General features: G+C 37.6%; 10 protein-coding genes and 2 pseudogenes. 2 read left to right on the top strand and 10 right to left on the bottom strand.

The genetic code is table 11. The features are described 5' to 3' along the window. Positions 1–9: 9 nt before the first annotated feature. A pseudogene (locus tag P4S65_RS17485) lies at positions 10–1,231 on the bottom strand (diguanylate cyclase domain-containing protein). A 279-nt stretch (positions 1,232–1,510) separates the two neighbouring features. Between P4S65_RS17485 and P4S65_RS17490 the strand changes: the two are divergent. Further along, on the top strand, positions 1,511–3,028 hold the full coding sequence (locus tag P4S65_RS17490; RefSeq protein ID WP_337120677.1) for a S10 family peptidase: 1,518 nt from the start codon (positions 1,511–1,513) through the stop codon (positions 3,026–3,028). Positions 3,029–3,065: 37 nt separating this feature from the next. Here P4S65_RS17490 and P4S65_RS17495 read toward each other — a convergent pair whose 3' ends face one another. From P4S65_RS17495 to P4S65_RS17510, 4 genes and pseudogenes are all read right to left on the bottom strand, one after another. Continuing rightward, positions 3,066–5,294: an ATP-binding protein gene (locus P4S65_RS17495; RefSeq protein ID WP_337120678.1), complete on the bottom strand. Its 2,229-nt coding sequence runs from the start codon at positions 5,292–5,294 to the stop codon at positions 3,066–3,068. Beyond that, positions 5,281–6,090, bottom strand: coding sequence for a phosphate/phosphite/phosphonate ABC transporter substrate-binding protein (locus P4S65_RS17500; protein WP_007376105.1), 810 nt, complete (start codon positions 6,088–6,090; stop codon positions 5,281–5,283). The genes P4S65_RS17495 and P4S65_RS17500 overlap by 14 nt, the downstream gene beginning before the upstream one ends. Positions 6,091–6,168: 78 nt before the next feature. Beyond that, positions 6,169–6,839: pseudogene (locus P4S65_RS17505) on the bottom strand (START domain-containing protein). After that, positions 6,836–8,359, bottom strand: a complete 1,524-nt coding sequence (locus tag P4S65_RS17510; protein ID WP_008134563.1) for a CYTH and CHAD domain-containing protein — start codon at positions 8,357–8,359, stop codon at positions 6,836–6,838. The pseudogene P4S65_RS17505 and the gene P4S65_RS17510 overlap by 4 nt, the downstream one beginning before the upstream one ends. A 213-nt stretch (positions 8,360–8,572) precedes the next feature. On the opposite strand from P4S65_RS17510, the gene P4S65_RS17515 reads away from it, so the two are divergent. After that, positions 8,573–9,178: a TIGR04211 family SH3 domain-containing protein gene (locus P4S65_RS17515; RefSeq protein ID WP_008134564.1), complete on the top strand. Its 606-nt coding sequence runs from the start codon at positions 8,573–8,575 to the stop codon at positions 9,176–9,178. A gap of 32 nt (positions 9,179–9,210) precedes the next feature. Here the strand turns inward: P4S65_RS17515 and P4S65_RS17520 are convergent, their stop codons facing one another. From P4S65_RS17520 to P4S65_RS17540, 5 genes are all read right to left on the bottom strand, one after another. Then, positions 9,211–10,272 carry a DUF21 domain-containing protein gene (locus P4S65_RS17520; RefSeq protein ID WP_096793570.1) on the bottom strand — a complete coding sequence of 354 codons (1,062 nt, stop codon included), beginning with the start codon at positions 10,270–10,272 and terminating at the stop codon, positions 9,211–9,213. Positions 10,273–10,294: 22 nt separating this feature from the next. Continuing rightward, positions 10,295–11,647, bottom strand: coding sequence for a magnesium transporter (locus tag P4S65_RS17525; RefSeq protein ID WP_149606585.1), 1,353 nt, complete (start codon positions 11,645–11,647; stop codon positions 10,295–10,297). Positions 11,648–11,947: 300 nt separating this feature from the next. Next, positions 11,948–12,685 carry an RIO1 family regulatory kinase/ATPase domain-containing protein gene (locus tag P4S65_RS17530; protein ID WP_337120679.1) on the bottom strand — a complete coding sequence of 246 codons (738 nt, stop codon included), beginning with the start codon at positions 12,683–12,685 and terminating at the stop codon, positions 11,948–11,950. A 133-nt stretch (positions 12,686–12,818) separates the two neighbouring features. Further along, complete coding sequence (locus P4S65_RS17535) at positions 12,819–13,307, bottom strand: MarR family winged helix-turn-helix transcriptional regulator (RefSeq protein ID WP_007376097.1); 489 nt, start codon at positions 13,305–13,307, stop codon at positions 12,819–12,821. A 109-nt stretch (positions 13,308–13,416) separates the two neighbouring features. After that, the gene (locus P4S65_RS17540; RefSeq protein WP_337120680.1) at positions 13,417–15,084 is read right to left on the bottom strand and encodes a methyl-accepting chemotaxis protein; all 1,668 of its coding nucleotides are present in this window, start codon (positions 15,082–15,084) and stop codon (positions 13,417–13,419) included. Positions 15,085–15,445: the final 361 nt, after the last annotated feature.

A 15,445-nucleotide genomic window follows, 5' to 3' on the forward strand; every position in this document is an offset into this window, starting at 1 on the left:
ATAATGCATTTATACAATACAGTTGCGTCCTCTATTTTTAGCTTCGTATAAAGCAGTGTCTGCAACGCGCATTGCATCGCTTAAGCTGGTGTTTTGAAATTCGGCTAAACCAATACTAGTAGTAATAGTGAATGACCGATCGCTGATAGAAAAATCATACATTGCCATTTTCTTTCTAAATGCTTCGAGATATTCGCGCCCTCTAGCTAGCCCTATATCAGGTAAAATAATGGCAAATTCCTCCCCCAACTCTCGCAACAGTAAAGTTAGCAAATGCAGAACGAATCAGTGCTCCTACTTGCTTTAACGCTTGATCACCACCTTCGTGTCCTAATGTATCGTTTATGTTTTTGAAAAGATCGATATCAAGTAAAGCTAAGGTGTTATTTTGATTTTTAGTTTTTAATAATTTTTCTGCATATTGATAAAAATAACGTCGATTATAAAGACCCGTTAAATGATCCCTAAAAGCACTCTCTTTGATATCTGCAATTAACGAAAGCTGTTCCATTGTTTGTAACACCCGACAATGAAACTCTTCATTCATAAACGGTTTTGTTAAAAAATCGTTCGCGCCATATTTGATAAAGCGGGCTGATAAACCATGTTTTCCAGCCCCCGATAATCCTATAATCGCTAAATCATCACGGCCTCTAAAATTTCGCACCGCTTTAACTAGTTCAAAACCGTCCATTGTAGGCATTGCATAGTCAGTCATCAGTAACTTAATGTCAGGGTCTGCCTTTAATATATCAAGCGCTTGTTGACCATCGTGTGCCGCTGTTACATCAAATAATTGCTTTTCGAGCATTTGCTTCATCAAGGAACGACTCAATACAGAATCATCTGCGATTAATGCTTTACACCCTTGGTTTCGCAGAAGCTGTGCTACCAACTTCACCGCGTAGTGGTATGAATCGCGATTATCTTTTATTACGTAATCGACAACCCCTAACTCAAGCATTTGCTGGCGTTTATATTCATCAATTTTTGAAGTCAGTACAACGGTTGGGATTTTTTTAGATAAGGTATATTTTGCAACTTCCCCGTTCGGTGCATCAGGCAACGTTAAGTCTACAAGAGCAAGTGAGTATTTATGTTTTTCAACATTCGCTTCACATTCAGCTAAAGACCAAGCGAAATCGACAGTAACGTCTAAATAATGTGCAGTTAAGTGGCGTAGAACCTGCTGTACTACTTTACTGTCTTCGACCACTAATACTCTTTGCATAGACCCTTCTCTTAACTTCTGATTAATTTTGCGGTATAGCCGCAAGTACAAAATATCACCACTTCATTCTCACGGTATAAAATCATACAAAAGAGTCAATAATAAGCTGGCACGTAAATATACCGGATTTTTATAAGTAGCTAAATAAATAAATTATAAATTAACCTAAAAGCACATTATTACTTATTCAACCAAAAATATCGGTCACTAGTCTCAATACTTTTGTTATTTAGCTAGTAATTGCTTTTAATAGCCTATCAACAATAATAAGGATACCTCATGACGCTTTGTCGGATTATCAGTTTACCAATCGCTATTATCACCTTAGTCCTCAGTACTGCCTCACTTGCAGATAACCAACGCCGTATAGATGTCGACAGTAAAGTAATTACTCAACACAAAGCCAAAATTAACGGCCAACGTTTTGGCTATACAGTTGCCACAGGTACGCAACCTGTGTGGGATGATAAAGGCGATGCGATTGCAACGCTTCAATATACCTACTATACCCGTGACAAAGTAGACGACAGAACAACTCGCCCACTACTCATTTCTTTTAATGGTGGGCCCGGCTCTGCATCAGTATGGATGCACCTTGCCTATACTGGACCTAGAGTATTAAAAATTGATGACGAAGGTTACCCTATTCAGCCTTATGGCGTAAAAGATAATCCTTACTCAGTGCTTGATATTGCCGATATTGTTTATGTAAACCCGGTAAATACCGGTTATTCTCGCGTACTTGAAAATGAGAAAGGCGAACTCCTTTCTAAAGCAAAGCAAAAAGAGCTATTTTTTGGTGTAAATGCCGATATTAAATACCTTGCTGAATGGTTAAATACTTTTGTAAATAGAGCAGAGCGCTGGCGCTCGCCTAAATTTTTAATTGGCGAAAGCTATGGCACAACACGTGTATCGGGTTTAGCTCATGAGCTTCAAAACAGTCAGTGGATGTATATTAACGGTGTTGTACTCGTATCACCTACCGATATTGGTATTAAGCGCGATGGCCCAATAAAAGCTGCCAACCGCCTACCTTACTTCGCTGCAACTGCTTGGTATCACAAAGCACTTAAAGCCGATTTACAAGCTAAAGACTTAGACAAGCTATTACCAGAAGTTGAGCTATTTACTGTAAATGAGTTAATCCCAGCTCTTGCTAAAGGTGGCTTTATTAATGCAGATGAAAAACGTCGTATAATTACAAAAATGGCGCACTATGCTGGCTTGTCAGAAAAATTTGTTGAGCAAAATAACTTAGATATTCCAACCCAGTTTTTCTGGAAAGAATTACTACGTGAACGTGGTCAAACTTTAGGGCGTCTAGACTCTCGCTATTTGGGGATGGATAAACGAGGCGCAGGTGAGTCTCCTGATTACTGGGCTGAACTTACGTCATGGTTACACTCTTTTACCCCTGCAATTAATTACTACTTACGTGAAGAGTTAAACTATAAAACAGATATAAAATATAACTTATTCGGTAATGTTCACCCTTGGGATAGAACGGGTAACAATACTGGCGAAAACCTTCGTTTGGCAATGGCGCAAAACCCTTATTTAAACGTCATGATCCAATCAGGGTACTTTGATGGCGCAACCAATTACTTTGATGCTAAATACACGTTATGGCAGTTAGATCCTAGCGGAAAAATGAGGGAACGTTTGAGTTTTAAGGGCTATAGAAGCGGGCACATGATGTACCTTCGCCATGCTGATCTAGAAAGCTCTAATAATGACCTGCGTAACTTTATTAAAAATGCCTTGCCTAAAGAAGGCCAAGCTGCAAAATACTAATCTCTAAATTTACTAGAGGTGGCTCTTATTGAGCCACCTATTTATTTTCATATTGCTGACAATAACGACTTAACTGATCTATCACAGCGTTAAAACATAACTCTAACTCTTCAATTAAGTTGCTTTGGACACTTTTATTTTCTGCCAAAGTTTCAACTTCCTGACATATATCTGCAAGTCGTATCGTCGCCACTGATTTTGATGATGATTTTAAGCCATGGGCCTGAAATGCTATGCCAGTAAAGTCATCGCAGCTTGCATACTCACGTATCAACTTAACTTGCTCCCCTGCTGTTTGCAAAAATGCATTAAATACCATGCAATGTACTGCGGGATCATCTCCGAGCATTGCACGCAACACAGATAAGTCGAGTTGATCAAACGAATGGGTCGCTGTTTCAGGCTTTTGATTGGTTTTAACCTCAGAATTAACCACTGTTTTCGTGTGCTTAATTAAAAGTGATTTAAGTTTCACTAACTCAACAGGCTTAGTTAAAAAACCATTCATACCTACTTTATGGCAATCGTCTAAATTCTTTTTAACAATATTGGCTGTAATGGCAATAATGATCAAAGGTTCGAAACGACTATCTTTTCGTATTCTTGTCGTTAGCTCAAAACCATCTAAAAGAGGCATTTGGATATCCGTAAGTAAAACATCAAAGTGCTTGTTTTGTAATGTTTGCCAAGCCTGCTCTCCATTACTTACAAAAGTTGAGCGCACACCGAGTATTGTTAATTGCTGCTTTAATACTTGTTGATTGGTAATCTGATCCTCAGCAACTAATACATCTAAAATAGGCAAAGAATTTGCTGAAAAGTTTTTATCTTTGATTACGCAAGCATCTGAATTAGAAGAAAAACCAGCCTGTTCAAAAGTATTAAACGTCAAACTGAAGCACGATCCTTTATTTAATTCACTTTGTACTGATATTTTTCCTTGCATGCGCTCAACCAACTCCTTGGTAATGACCAGTCCAATACCTGTGCCATGGACCTTGCTCGTTTCTGCACCTAATCGATCGAAAGGTTTAAACAATCGAGAAATATCATCATTTGCAAAGCCACACCCTGTGTCAGCAACGCTAATTTCACACTGCTGATTATTTAAAATTTTACAACTTATGTAAATCTCACCATTTCGTTTATTATATTTAATCGCATTAGAGAGTAAATTTAACATTACTTGTTTAAAGCGACGTTTATCAATATAAAAATTTAGTCCTTTAAGTAAATCGAACCCTTCAGTGTACAGAGTCATTGACTGTGCTTTTGCTAATTCACTTACAAGCTCCACAGAATCTTCGATAAGTGGTTTGATAGGCACATAATCAAAATTAAATTGCATATTTCCAGACTCGATAGCCGTTAAATCAAGCACATCATTAATCAATAAGAGTAAGTGTTCACCAGCTCGGTAAATACTTTTGGCGTTACCTTTTTGTATATTATTAGCAAATTCGTCATATTCATATAACTGAGCGAAACCTAAAATAGCATTTAACGGAGTGCGTAATTCATGGCTCATACTTGCCATAAAATCAGACTTTGCTTTACTTGCCGATTCCGCCTCAATGCGCAGCCTATTCAATTTTTGATGATTACTTTGAACTTCAATAGCCATTTTATTAAATGCATTGATAACACTGCCAATTTCATTCTTTTGTTGCCTATCAACATGACAATTAAAATCGCCTTTTGCGAGCTTGGAAAAAGCAAATTCCAGTCTGCGCAAAGGCGTTGTGATTCGATAATCAACTAACCAAGCAAGCGCCATGAAAAAAATAACGAGTATGGTAAATTGACTGTATATTAGTGTGTAATGCAGCTTTGAGGATTCATTTATTTCGTTAGTGAAATTAGCGACTAAAATAATTTTTGCTAGAGGTTTATCTAAAAATAAAACCTGCTGACTTAGTACAACATCACTACGCTCAATTGTGCCCTGCCAAGTGTCCAATGGATACAATTGGTTTTTTGTTACCTCATCTATAACTTGGATTCTTTTCCAATTCGGTTGAATTTCTAGCTGGCTATCAATCTGCTCGTAAAGTTCGGCATATTGGCGAGTAAGCAAAGGAGTTGTTACTGAAGTAGACAGTTGTTGCAGTGACCGTTGTGCGGTTTTAGAAAGTCCTTCGTTAACCCAACGAGCTTGCTCTGGTAGTGCGTAAAAAATAAAAAGACAAACCAATAAAAAACCAAATGTTATTACAGCAACAAAGCTTTGTACTCGCAGACTACGCCACCAATTAATTCTCAACATAAAATGCGCTTAGCCCCCATTCAGTTAATTGTTGATACTCCGCTAAGGTCGCAATACTGGGCTCTATAATTGGGATCCCTGCAAATAAGTGTTTATGCTCATCACTTTCGCCTATATTTAAAAAAGCACGCTGTACCTTAAGCTGTATTTCACTTGCAACTCTCGGGTGAGCAACAATTGGATGGCGGCTAATTTCACGAGTTTTATAAATAACTTTGAGCTTTTGTTGTAAATTTTTAGGTTGCTGTTTTAATGTACCTAAAACTCCACCTCCCGCTTTAGTCGAGTTCAGTGCTACGTTTAAGTACACCGAAGAGTGTGTTTGTACATAAACGGGCTTAATTTTTAGTCCATACAGTAAAGCTAAATCGGCGCGCATTAACAATGAAGCACCTAGTGCATTTGGTGCAGGAAACGCAATTTCAGCTCCCTCTAACTGGCTTAAATTATCTATACCACTTTTTTTATTAACAACTAAAACACCTTGGAGTGATCGCCCTGCATCTTTTATTAAGGGTAAATAACCTTGTTTTTCATGTGCTACAACACTGTGCCAAGGGTTCATATAAGCAAAATCATATTCTCCATTAGCAAAAGCCTGTTCAAAAACAGGTATAGACTTAACCGTAATTAACTCAATTTTTACACCTGTTTGCTCACTCACTTGTTTGAGTAAAGGCTGCCAAATAGCATTCAATTTTTGCGATTCATACTGAGGTACAACACCAAAAGTATATTCTTGAGAAAACAACCATGAACTTTGCAATAAACATAACATAGCAACGACATACTTCATCAGCTCTCCTAATATGAGTGTGTTATTACTATTAGCTTAGTTAAAGACTGAGTAAGTCACCATAAAATTCTTATCTGTTCAGCATTTACCAGCTTTAATCAGAGGCGCTTTTACTTGATACCTCTGATGAATAAGAATGTCATGTAGGTTGAGCAGGGTTTTGTAGGTACTTTTCAGACCTACTTTATTATTAAGCCAAGTAGGGATCATGCCTGCGGATAAAGCATAAACTTGATAAGCAATGCTTAAATTGTTGCCTTGCTGAGTTAATAACCACTTTGCATTTAAAGTTTTAATTCTGACCACATTTTTATAAAGTGGCAGCTCTTTTGGGCGCGCTTTAATAACTAGCTGGCTTTGATTTGGTGTTAATTGTGAATAACACGAATACGTGACTGCGTCTCTATTTGCAACAGGCCAAGGGGAGTCAAAATAGCTGTAAACGAGGTTTTCTGAGGGGCTCAGTATTTTAATAACACTAACTTTCGAAGCGTTCTCTATCCACTTTTGCGCCACTTGCGTATCACTAAGTAACGCTAAAAAATCCTCAGTGGTGACACCATTTACAACTAGCTCGCCTTTAACTTCAAACGTATCATCATCATGAATTTGATAATATACGCTTACCCCTTTCTCATTTTTGTACAAATGCCAAATCGGATTAGCATACGCATTAAAGGCTTGCATTAAAAAAAGAAGCAAGTGCACTTTTGAATAAAGTTTGGCTTACAAAAGTGCCTTGTTATCATTTTTGCCAATACGGTTCTATATCAAATGACGCGAGCCGGCTTTGCTCCATCGCATTTACCAAATACTCAGATTTTTGCTCAAGCCACAACTGAATTTTAGCGAGTTGCTCATCTTCTTGCCCAGCACATAACTGCTTTAAATACTCCAACGTACTTAACTCATACATTCCATGGGAAATATCCAACCAAGGCAACCTAAATTCCAATCGCTCCTCTTTATCAAATAGAGCACCTAAGCAATTGCCACTTAGTAGGCTATTTTCAAGCTGTGTACGCAAGCTTAAATAATCAGTAATACTGAGAGTTTGCTCTTTTGGGAGCATATGATGCAAGTTTTTCCAATCTTTATTAAACAGACGATTAGCAATCGATGAAACTGGCTTTTCTGCAGCTTGAAGTTCAACCTGCCCCCAATCTTTACGCCAGTGCTTATCAATTAACCAAGTTGTTAACGATAATAGTAATCGATTATAGCGCGCACTATGAAACAGCGCATTGATATCATCAATACTGGGTTGAAGCTCTTTTAAGTCATTAATAACTTGTGCAAGTGCCGGCGCTGCATTTATTTTTCTATAAAAAGCATGGCGTTTAGAGGTATAGGTTTTAAGCTGAATTGCATTTTCAACCCATGCTAACTCACTTAATAGCCATTTAAGTTCAGTGCGAAGATGGTCTGTGCTTTCTTTAGATACAATATCGTCATACAACCAAAAAGTATGCCGAATTAAACTAATACCATCTGTTACTCTTTTCAGTGTTTTTAAACTTGGTTTATCGAAATAACATTGCTCATGTTTTTGTACAAACCGTATACCAAAATTCATTGCTGCAACTAATGCACTTTCTTGACTTGGTGAACTAGACAATTGCACAAAGCCAATGGATTTACTTGGTTTTAATGGTTTTTCATCAGCCAGACGATAGCCACGTGCCGCTTTAGAATATAAACCTAAACGAATACAGTTTTGACTCACCAACTTATCAGCTAAAGCAAAGAGTTCGTTGCGACTGCCTTCAACCAGCTCAATCTCAAGTTCGCTAATAATCTCTATTTTACCAGCCGCTGCAATTTCGCCTTTATCAAGTACGACTTCAATTTTGGCCCCTGTTTCAGTCTCTATTAACCAAGTACGGCGAATAAAGTTAGTACTGAAAATGGGGTATAAATTTTGTGAAATTGAATCAACTTGCATACCATGAGGCCAGATGTTGGCGTTAAATGCCATCAAATTAGGTCGATTTGATTCAAGTGGTAAATTATATTCAGGGCGCTGATGCAGCCCACCAACAACTTCACCTGCAAGTTTTATAGTTTGCTCACATTGGGTATCCGCACAACGCGTTCTAAACCCGATATCAAGCGCTCTAAGTTCACGGTTCGGTGTATCATAGTATGAGTTTTGCAAACTGCGTGAAGGCTTGTTTATAACCGTTTTTGCAAATTGAGTAATTAAAGAGGGGATCAGTGGAACTACGGCATCTGATACCAAAAACTTCAGTTCTATCTCAGTATCCATTTGGTCTGCGGATTACCTTTAAAATAAATAAGTGCTCAAAATAAACAAAGCGCATCCACAATGCAAATTTTTTAGTCTTATTTATGCCTAAAATCATGACTGGGTTACAATATCAGTCTTGCTATTAAGCGCTTAAATCCATACTATCTGGCTACTTATGTGAAATAAAAATCACGTTCATCATGGACGCAGTTAGATTAACAAGGTAGATAAATGCTAAAACACTGCTTATTAGGGCTACTTTTAACAGCCACCACATTTATGAGCCATGCAGAAGAAGCCCAAGCGGCAAATTCCACTGATGCAAAAACCGCTTATATCATCGATAATTTATATACTTTTATGCGCTCTGGAGCGAGTACAAATTATCGCCTTCTTGGCTCTGTAGATGCAGGAACAAAGTTAACTTTATTATCAGCTGAAGAAAATGGTTTTATCAAAATTAAAGACGATAAAGATCGCGAAGGCTGGATAGAAACCAAGTTTGTTACCCAAACTGCTGGTTTACATCAACAATACCAAACACTGAGTAGTGAAATGGGCACAATGCAAGAAAAGTTACGCCTAGCTCAAATAGAATTACCGCAGCTGCAAGAGCAGAATCAAAAATTAACAGATCAAAACCAACAACTTTCTGAGCAAATAACTAAATTAAAGAGCACACTGGAGATAGAGCGGACTCAAAAAGAAGCTGCCAGCTCTAAAGAAAAACGCCAGCTACTTACTTATGGTGGCGCAATTGCATTTTTAGGACTGTTTTTTGGTATTATTTTAACTATTGTGCTGTCGCGTCGTAAACGCTACGAAGGTTGGGCATAAACTCACAGCTGAATGTATACAAAAAAGCCGCTTTATAGCGGCTTTTTGTTCTCTGTATTTTCATGCAGTTCAAGCTTAGGTGCGCTCATACCTTTGAGTAATCGACCAAATATATCTGCGCCAGTAATAATACGCTTTTCATCACTCCACACTAATACAACGTCGTGATCAATGGCACCATCAAACGATTTATCAAGTGAATGGTTTGCTCTTATTTTTAAAATAACTTCACTCAAACGCATGGTTTCATCTGTAACAATGATTGGCCTGTGGCAATAGTGATATGGGTCAAAAGCCTCTGATTCAAACAATGCTGAACGTAAAAAGCCATCTGCATCAACCACCAATAACGGCCAACCATCTTCATTAGTAATGATCACCCAGTTATAACCTGATTTATGTAACTTACGTAAAAATTCGTTATCGGCAGTCAACGTAAGTTCAGGAAATATCGGTAAATCTAGTTTTGTTGGCAATGCAATTATAGAATCAGGGTCAATCACCTCACCTTCTTTGGTTACACTGATCTCATCTAAACTAAAAAAGTTAAGTGCGCCAATCCCTTCCACATGCTGAACATCAGCCTCTTCGGCTTCAATGTGTTTACGAATAATGCCTCTTAATTCGCTTTCTGCAAAGTACGTAATACCTTCTTTTCCAAGCCATGCATCAAGTACCAAAGCAGTTGGTTTAGCTACAACGTAAAACAGTATCTGGTAAAATTTTATAAGTGGTGACAACATACTCGCCATTTTAAGCGCATTACGCGAAAAATAAGCTTGGGGCGTAATTTCACCAATGATAGTAATTGCGATAGTTGAGAACAAAAATGAGCTTGCCCCCATTAATACCGAATCAGAAAGCAAAGTAAGTAATACGTTTATACCTACGTTACCCCACAAAATAGTCGACAATAAAAAATTTGAATCATTACGCAGCGCCATTACTTTTATAGCGGCTTCGTTACCTTTCGTACTTTCCATTTCAAGTTGTAATCGGCTTAGCGAAAAAAACGCCAAATTCAAACCAGAAAACATTGCGGACTGTGAAATACACAGTCCAATTGCACACCAAATCATGACATCAAAAGTCATTGTATTTTCCTATTAAAAAAGCTTATAGCAACAACAAGCTGCCTAAACCTAAAAAGGTTACAAACCCTACAATATCAGTAACGGTTGTTAAAATTACCGACCCCGACAATGCTGGATCTATTTTCATTTTGTCTAAAATAGACGGAATAACAACACCCGCTAACGACGCTGCAACTAAGTTTAATAATATTGCGACTGTAATCGTAATACTTAGCATAATGTCGCTAAACCATAAATAAGTAAGTGCACCAATAACAAACGCCCACACCAACCCATTTACAGCCCCCACGCGCAGCTCTTTTTTAAGTAACGCTTTACGGTTGGAGTCGGTAACCTGACCCAGTGCCAAGCCGCGAACAATAACGGTCAATGTTTGACTTCCTGCAATCCCTCCCATAGAAGCCACTACTGGCATTAACACCGCTAACGCAACCACTTGCTCTATCGTTGCCCCAAATAATCCTATAAACCACGATGCTAAAAACGCCGTTGCTAGATTAATGCCTAACCAAATACCTCGGTTTTTAGCACTTTTTCGCACACTTGCGAACAAATCTTCGTCTTCTCTTAAACCACCCGCTTTAGCTGCCGCTTCATCGGTAATTTCTTGGCGCAATTCGTACGCTGAGGCAATCGTTAATCTGCCAAGTAACTTGTTATCTGCGTTTACGACTGGCATTGCCATTTTCTCTGAGTGAATAACGACTTCTGCCGCTTCATATAAATCATCATCTGCATGTAATGATGAGAAATCATGATTAGCCAAAGCTATTAAACTGTCAGTGTCACTCGCTTTTATCAAATCATTAACAGCAACCTCACCTATTAAGCTGCCTTTTCTACTGACTAAATAGATAACTTCACTGTATTGTGGCAAACCTTTATTCAACAGCTTTTTAGCCCCACCAGCGGTTAATTTCTCTGATACTTTTAAGAAATCAAACCCCAACCAATGACCTAGTTGTTCAGGTGGGTATTGCTGTGCTAATTCGTATTGTTTAATCTGCGCTTCGTCGAGTTGTTTTTTAGCATACTCAACAAAGCGTTCTGGAATAACTTCTTCTAGCTCAAGCAGCTCTTCTACATTAACTTCATCTAATAATTTAAATGCATCGTTATCATCTAACGTTTGCAGTAACCATAGACAGCTATCCTCACTTAAATTTACAAAAATTTCATGTTGCGTGTCCTCATCAAGCAATAGCCAAATTTCAAGGCGTTGCTCTTTTGGTATCGCCTCAAAGAGTAAAGATAAATGCTCAGTAGAGAGTGTTACCTGCGCATCAGCTAATAATTTATTTTTGCGTTCTGTTGTATCGCATTGAAGTAAATCATTTATTAGTTGTGGAAGTTGATCAACCGGATACTCAATCATTTTAAAACCTTAAAATTTAAAAATTTAAAAATGCACGTTACTTACAGTTTATCCTGACAACAAAAATTTGCTGAGAAAACTTGAGTTTATTAAGCATGTACAGGCTATTTTTGCGCATTGTATGGGCAAAATAAAAACGGTACTAATATTTATTTTAAAAAATTAAAAAAACAGTAAAAGGGATTATTTTTGAGGAGAGAGTCAACACAATAAGCAATCCAAATAGATTGCTTTTGCTACAAAAAAAGGCCCATATTAAAAACTAATATAGGCAAACAAGAATGAAATAGGTGCGTACATTTAAAGGCGGTCGGTAATGCTGCGTACAAGTTCAGAATCTAAGAATTGAGTTACCAAGGCATACGTCCGTTGAATTGGGTAACCTTTAAAAATCCAGCGTTTACGTACATGATTAAAATGCTCCAGATAATCTTGCTTAGCTTGGGGCATAGGGTGTTCAGCAAGTTTACTCCACGCCTTGTAGACACCCGACATATCTGAGCCTCGCATAAAGCGCTGTAGCCATCGAGGAAAACGAGCGAAGCTAATAGTTGACTGAAAGTCGATAAAATAAGGTTTACCGTCAGCACCACATAAAATATTACCCATATTACGTAAATCTAAATGCACTATCCCTTTGCGATGCATTTTTGCGACTTGACGCTCAAGCTCACTAAAAAAATCAACTGGAAGCTTTTTACCTTGATGAATTAAAGAACGAAGTGAGGTGCCCTCTATATAGTTATAAGCCACTGCAATCGGCGATAAACGGCAAAAACGATTTGCTACCGCGTCCAACTCAGATAATCGACTCAAACCTTTATATTCTTGGTTAACCGAAATACGTGCAAACGATTTACGAATAAACCAAGGACTTTGGCTAAAGTCTTTTATTATTAAATCAAATCCATCATCTTTATATCGATAAACAATAGCATTAGCAAAACGTCCTTTATGAACAACACTTAAACGATGTTGCACAAAAGTGTGATCTGGAAATTGTTGCTGTAATTGCGCTAACAAATCATTTTCAATCATAACAAACCTCACAAGATAATAACCTTGATTGCCTAGGCAACTATATTATCAAAGTTCGATTTTACCTACAACGGAATCACATGTTTAGGGTCTTGATTTTCTATTGAAACAGTATCGCTATTTTATTGATAATCTATTTTTTAGAGGCTGTTTGAGGCAGTGATTCTAGGTTATTTATTGCTTTGAACAGCAAATCCATTAACTGTTTTTTTTCAGATTCTAAAAAACCAGTTAATGCCTGAGTATAGACTTCGTTTACTACTGGCATTATTTCTGGGTAAAGTGCTTTTCCTTTTTCACTTAAACATAAAATGGTTGAGCGTTTATCAAACTCACATTGTGTTTTAGCTATTAAGCCTTTTTCTTCAAGACGGCTTAATAGTCGACTCATTGCACCTCGGTCATAAACCATATGCTCACAAAGCCCAGCAAGCGTATTAACAGACTCTTTAGCTAGCAACACAACAACTATGTACTGCGCCGAAGTTAAATCCATAGGAAGTAATTTGGTATCAATATGCGTAACCAGCGTTGAGCGTAAAAAAGATACCAAACGTCCTAGGTCTTTTTCAGGGACCAATTCATCGCGAGTACAGCGTTTAATTGATGTCATACTTTGCATTAAAATCCACTCAATTTAGTCTATTTACGATCTACTTTAAAAAATTGTAAAACTTACCAATAAGGTTAAGCCGCAGTTAGCGGCTTTAATAACGGTAAATACATAAGTACTAAATTTTAAACTGCCCAACTAATTGCCCTAAACTTTCACCTCTTCCGGCTAAGTGTTCACTAACTGATGACGTTTTTTTACTCGACACTGTAAGCTCATTAACTATTTCTTGGATAGCATATACATTGCGATTTATTTCTTCTGTTACACTACTTTGTTCCGTAGCGGCTGTCGCAATTTGCGTACTCATATCGTTAATTGATGTCACTGAATTGGTAACCGATCCTAAACTATCGGATATAGCTCGTGATGACTCAACTGAACGATTGCAGCTTTGTTGGCTTGCTTGCATTGCACCTACCGCTGAGGACACTAGATTATGTAGTTCACTCAGCATTTCATTAATTTCAAGTGTGCTCACTTGCGTACGACTCGCCAAGCTTCTTACTTCATCTGCAACAACAGCAAACCCTCTACCGTATTCACCAGCACGAGCGGCCTCTATTGCGGCATTAAGTGCTAATAGGTTTGTCTGTTCTGCAATACCGCCGATAACACTCAGCACACTATTAATTTTTTTAGACTGCTCGCTCAGTGAATCAACCTGTTCAGCAGCGACGTTTATTTCATCCATTAATTTTGATACTTCGCTGAGTGAAATATCAACACACTCTTGTGCTTTAGCAACTTCCTGTGTTGCAGCCTGAGTTGATACAGCAACTTGCGTAGTATTTTGTGCAACTTCATGTGATGTGGCAGACATTTCAGTAATGGCGGTCGCAACTAACTCTGTTTCATGATTATGATTGAGTAGCTTGCCCTCAATTAGTCGTGTTTGTTTATTTATATCACTGGATGCTGATTTCACATCATGTGTAACATCAACCACATTCGCAATAATACCGTGTAGCTTACTGACAAAAACATTAAATGCTTCACCTAATTGACCAATTTCATCATTCGTGTCTATCTCTAAGCGCTTAGTTAAGTCACCTTCACCTTTTGCTATGTCGTCAAGGCTTTGCACCATTCTTTGAATTGGCTTAACCATGGTATTCGCCGCAACCAATGCACATGCAATCGTTAAAACAACCCAAAATAAAGCAATTAGCAGTAAGGTAATTACTTTATCATTCATATGCTCTTGCATCGTTACTTCGTATTTAATTAGCTCTGCTTCTATATCATCCATATATGCGCCAGTGCCAACCATCCAATTAGTTCCTGGGATCATGGCAGCATAGCCCATTTTCTCTACTAGGCCTGTCGTATTAGGTTTTTGAAAGTGGTAGTTAAATGCGCCACCACCTTTTTGAGCCTGTTCGAGTAACCCGACTATAATTTTTTTACCATTGGGGTCTGTCATCCCTATTTTATTTTGCCCTTCAATGGCATCACCTAATAACGCATGAAAAACACTAACACCGTTTGTATCGTAGATGAAAAAGTAACCCCCTTGACCAAAGGTTAAGTTTCTAAGCGCATTTTTAGCATCTTGGGCAGAGCCAGTATCTAATTGGTGACGAACAATTTTGCTCGCAATTTCGATTTCTGTACTTAATAAGTTCTGTTTATCTTTGATCAATTTAGTCTTAAATGAATCAAAATTTTGCTGCTGATTTTTAGACTCTAAATAATAAGAACTCAGCATTAAGCTAGTTAAAAGTAACATCAGTGGCAAAATAGCTAATAACAACAATTTGTTTTTTAAGCTTAAATTACTCATTATTTCTCCAAATCTAAGGCAGTAAATTTAAACAGCAACAACATAAAATAACAAAAGATACTTTTTATTTTATGCTCACTGATAAAGGTAAATTAGTTTATTTACATACAACTTAATATTTACGAAGCGTGTAAATATTAAAGGTAAATGTCGAGGTAAGAGCCAAACCAACCTTGGCGATTTTGTCCATATTATAGTTGTAAGGCATACATTTTAATACTTAAAACATTGCGACCTTAGTAGTAAGCAAAATAATGAACCTAACCAATTACTCCCACCAATAAGTAAAACAACGAAAAACAAAGATGAAACTTAGGAACAATCATGTAGTTTTTTTATTTTTATTAACATATAATCACCC

This window comes from Pseudoalteromonas sp. B131b (genome assembly GCF_037162545.1).
Taxonomy (GTDB): domain Bacteria; phylum Pseudomonadota; class Gammaproteobacteria; order Enterobacterales; family Alteromonadaceae; genus Pseudoalteromonas; species Pseudoalteromonas fuliginea.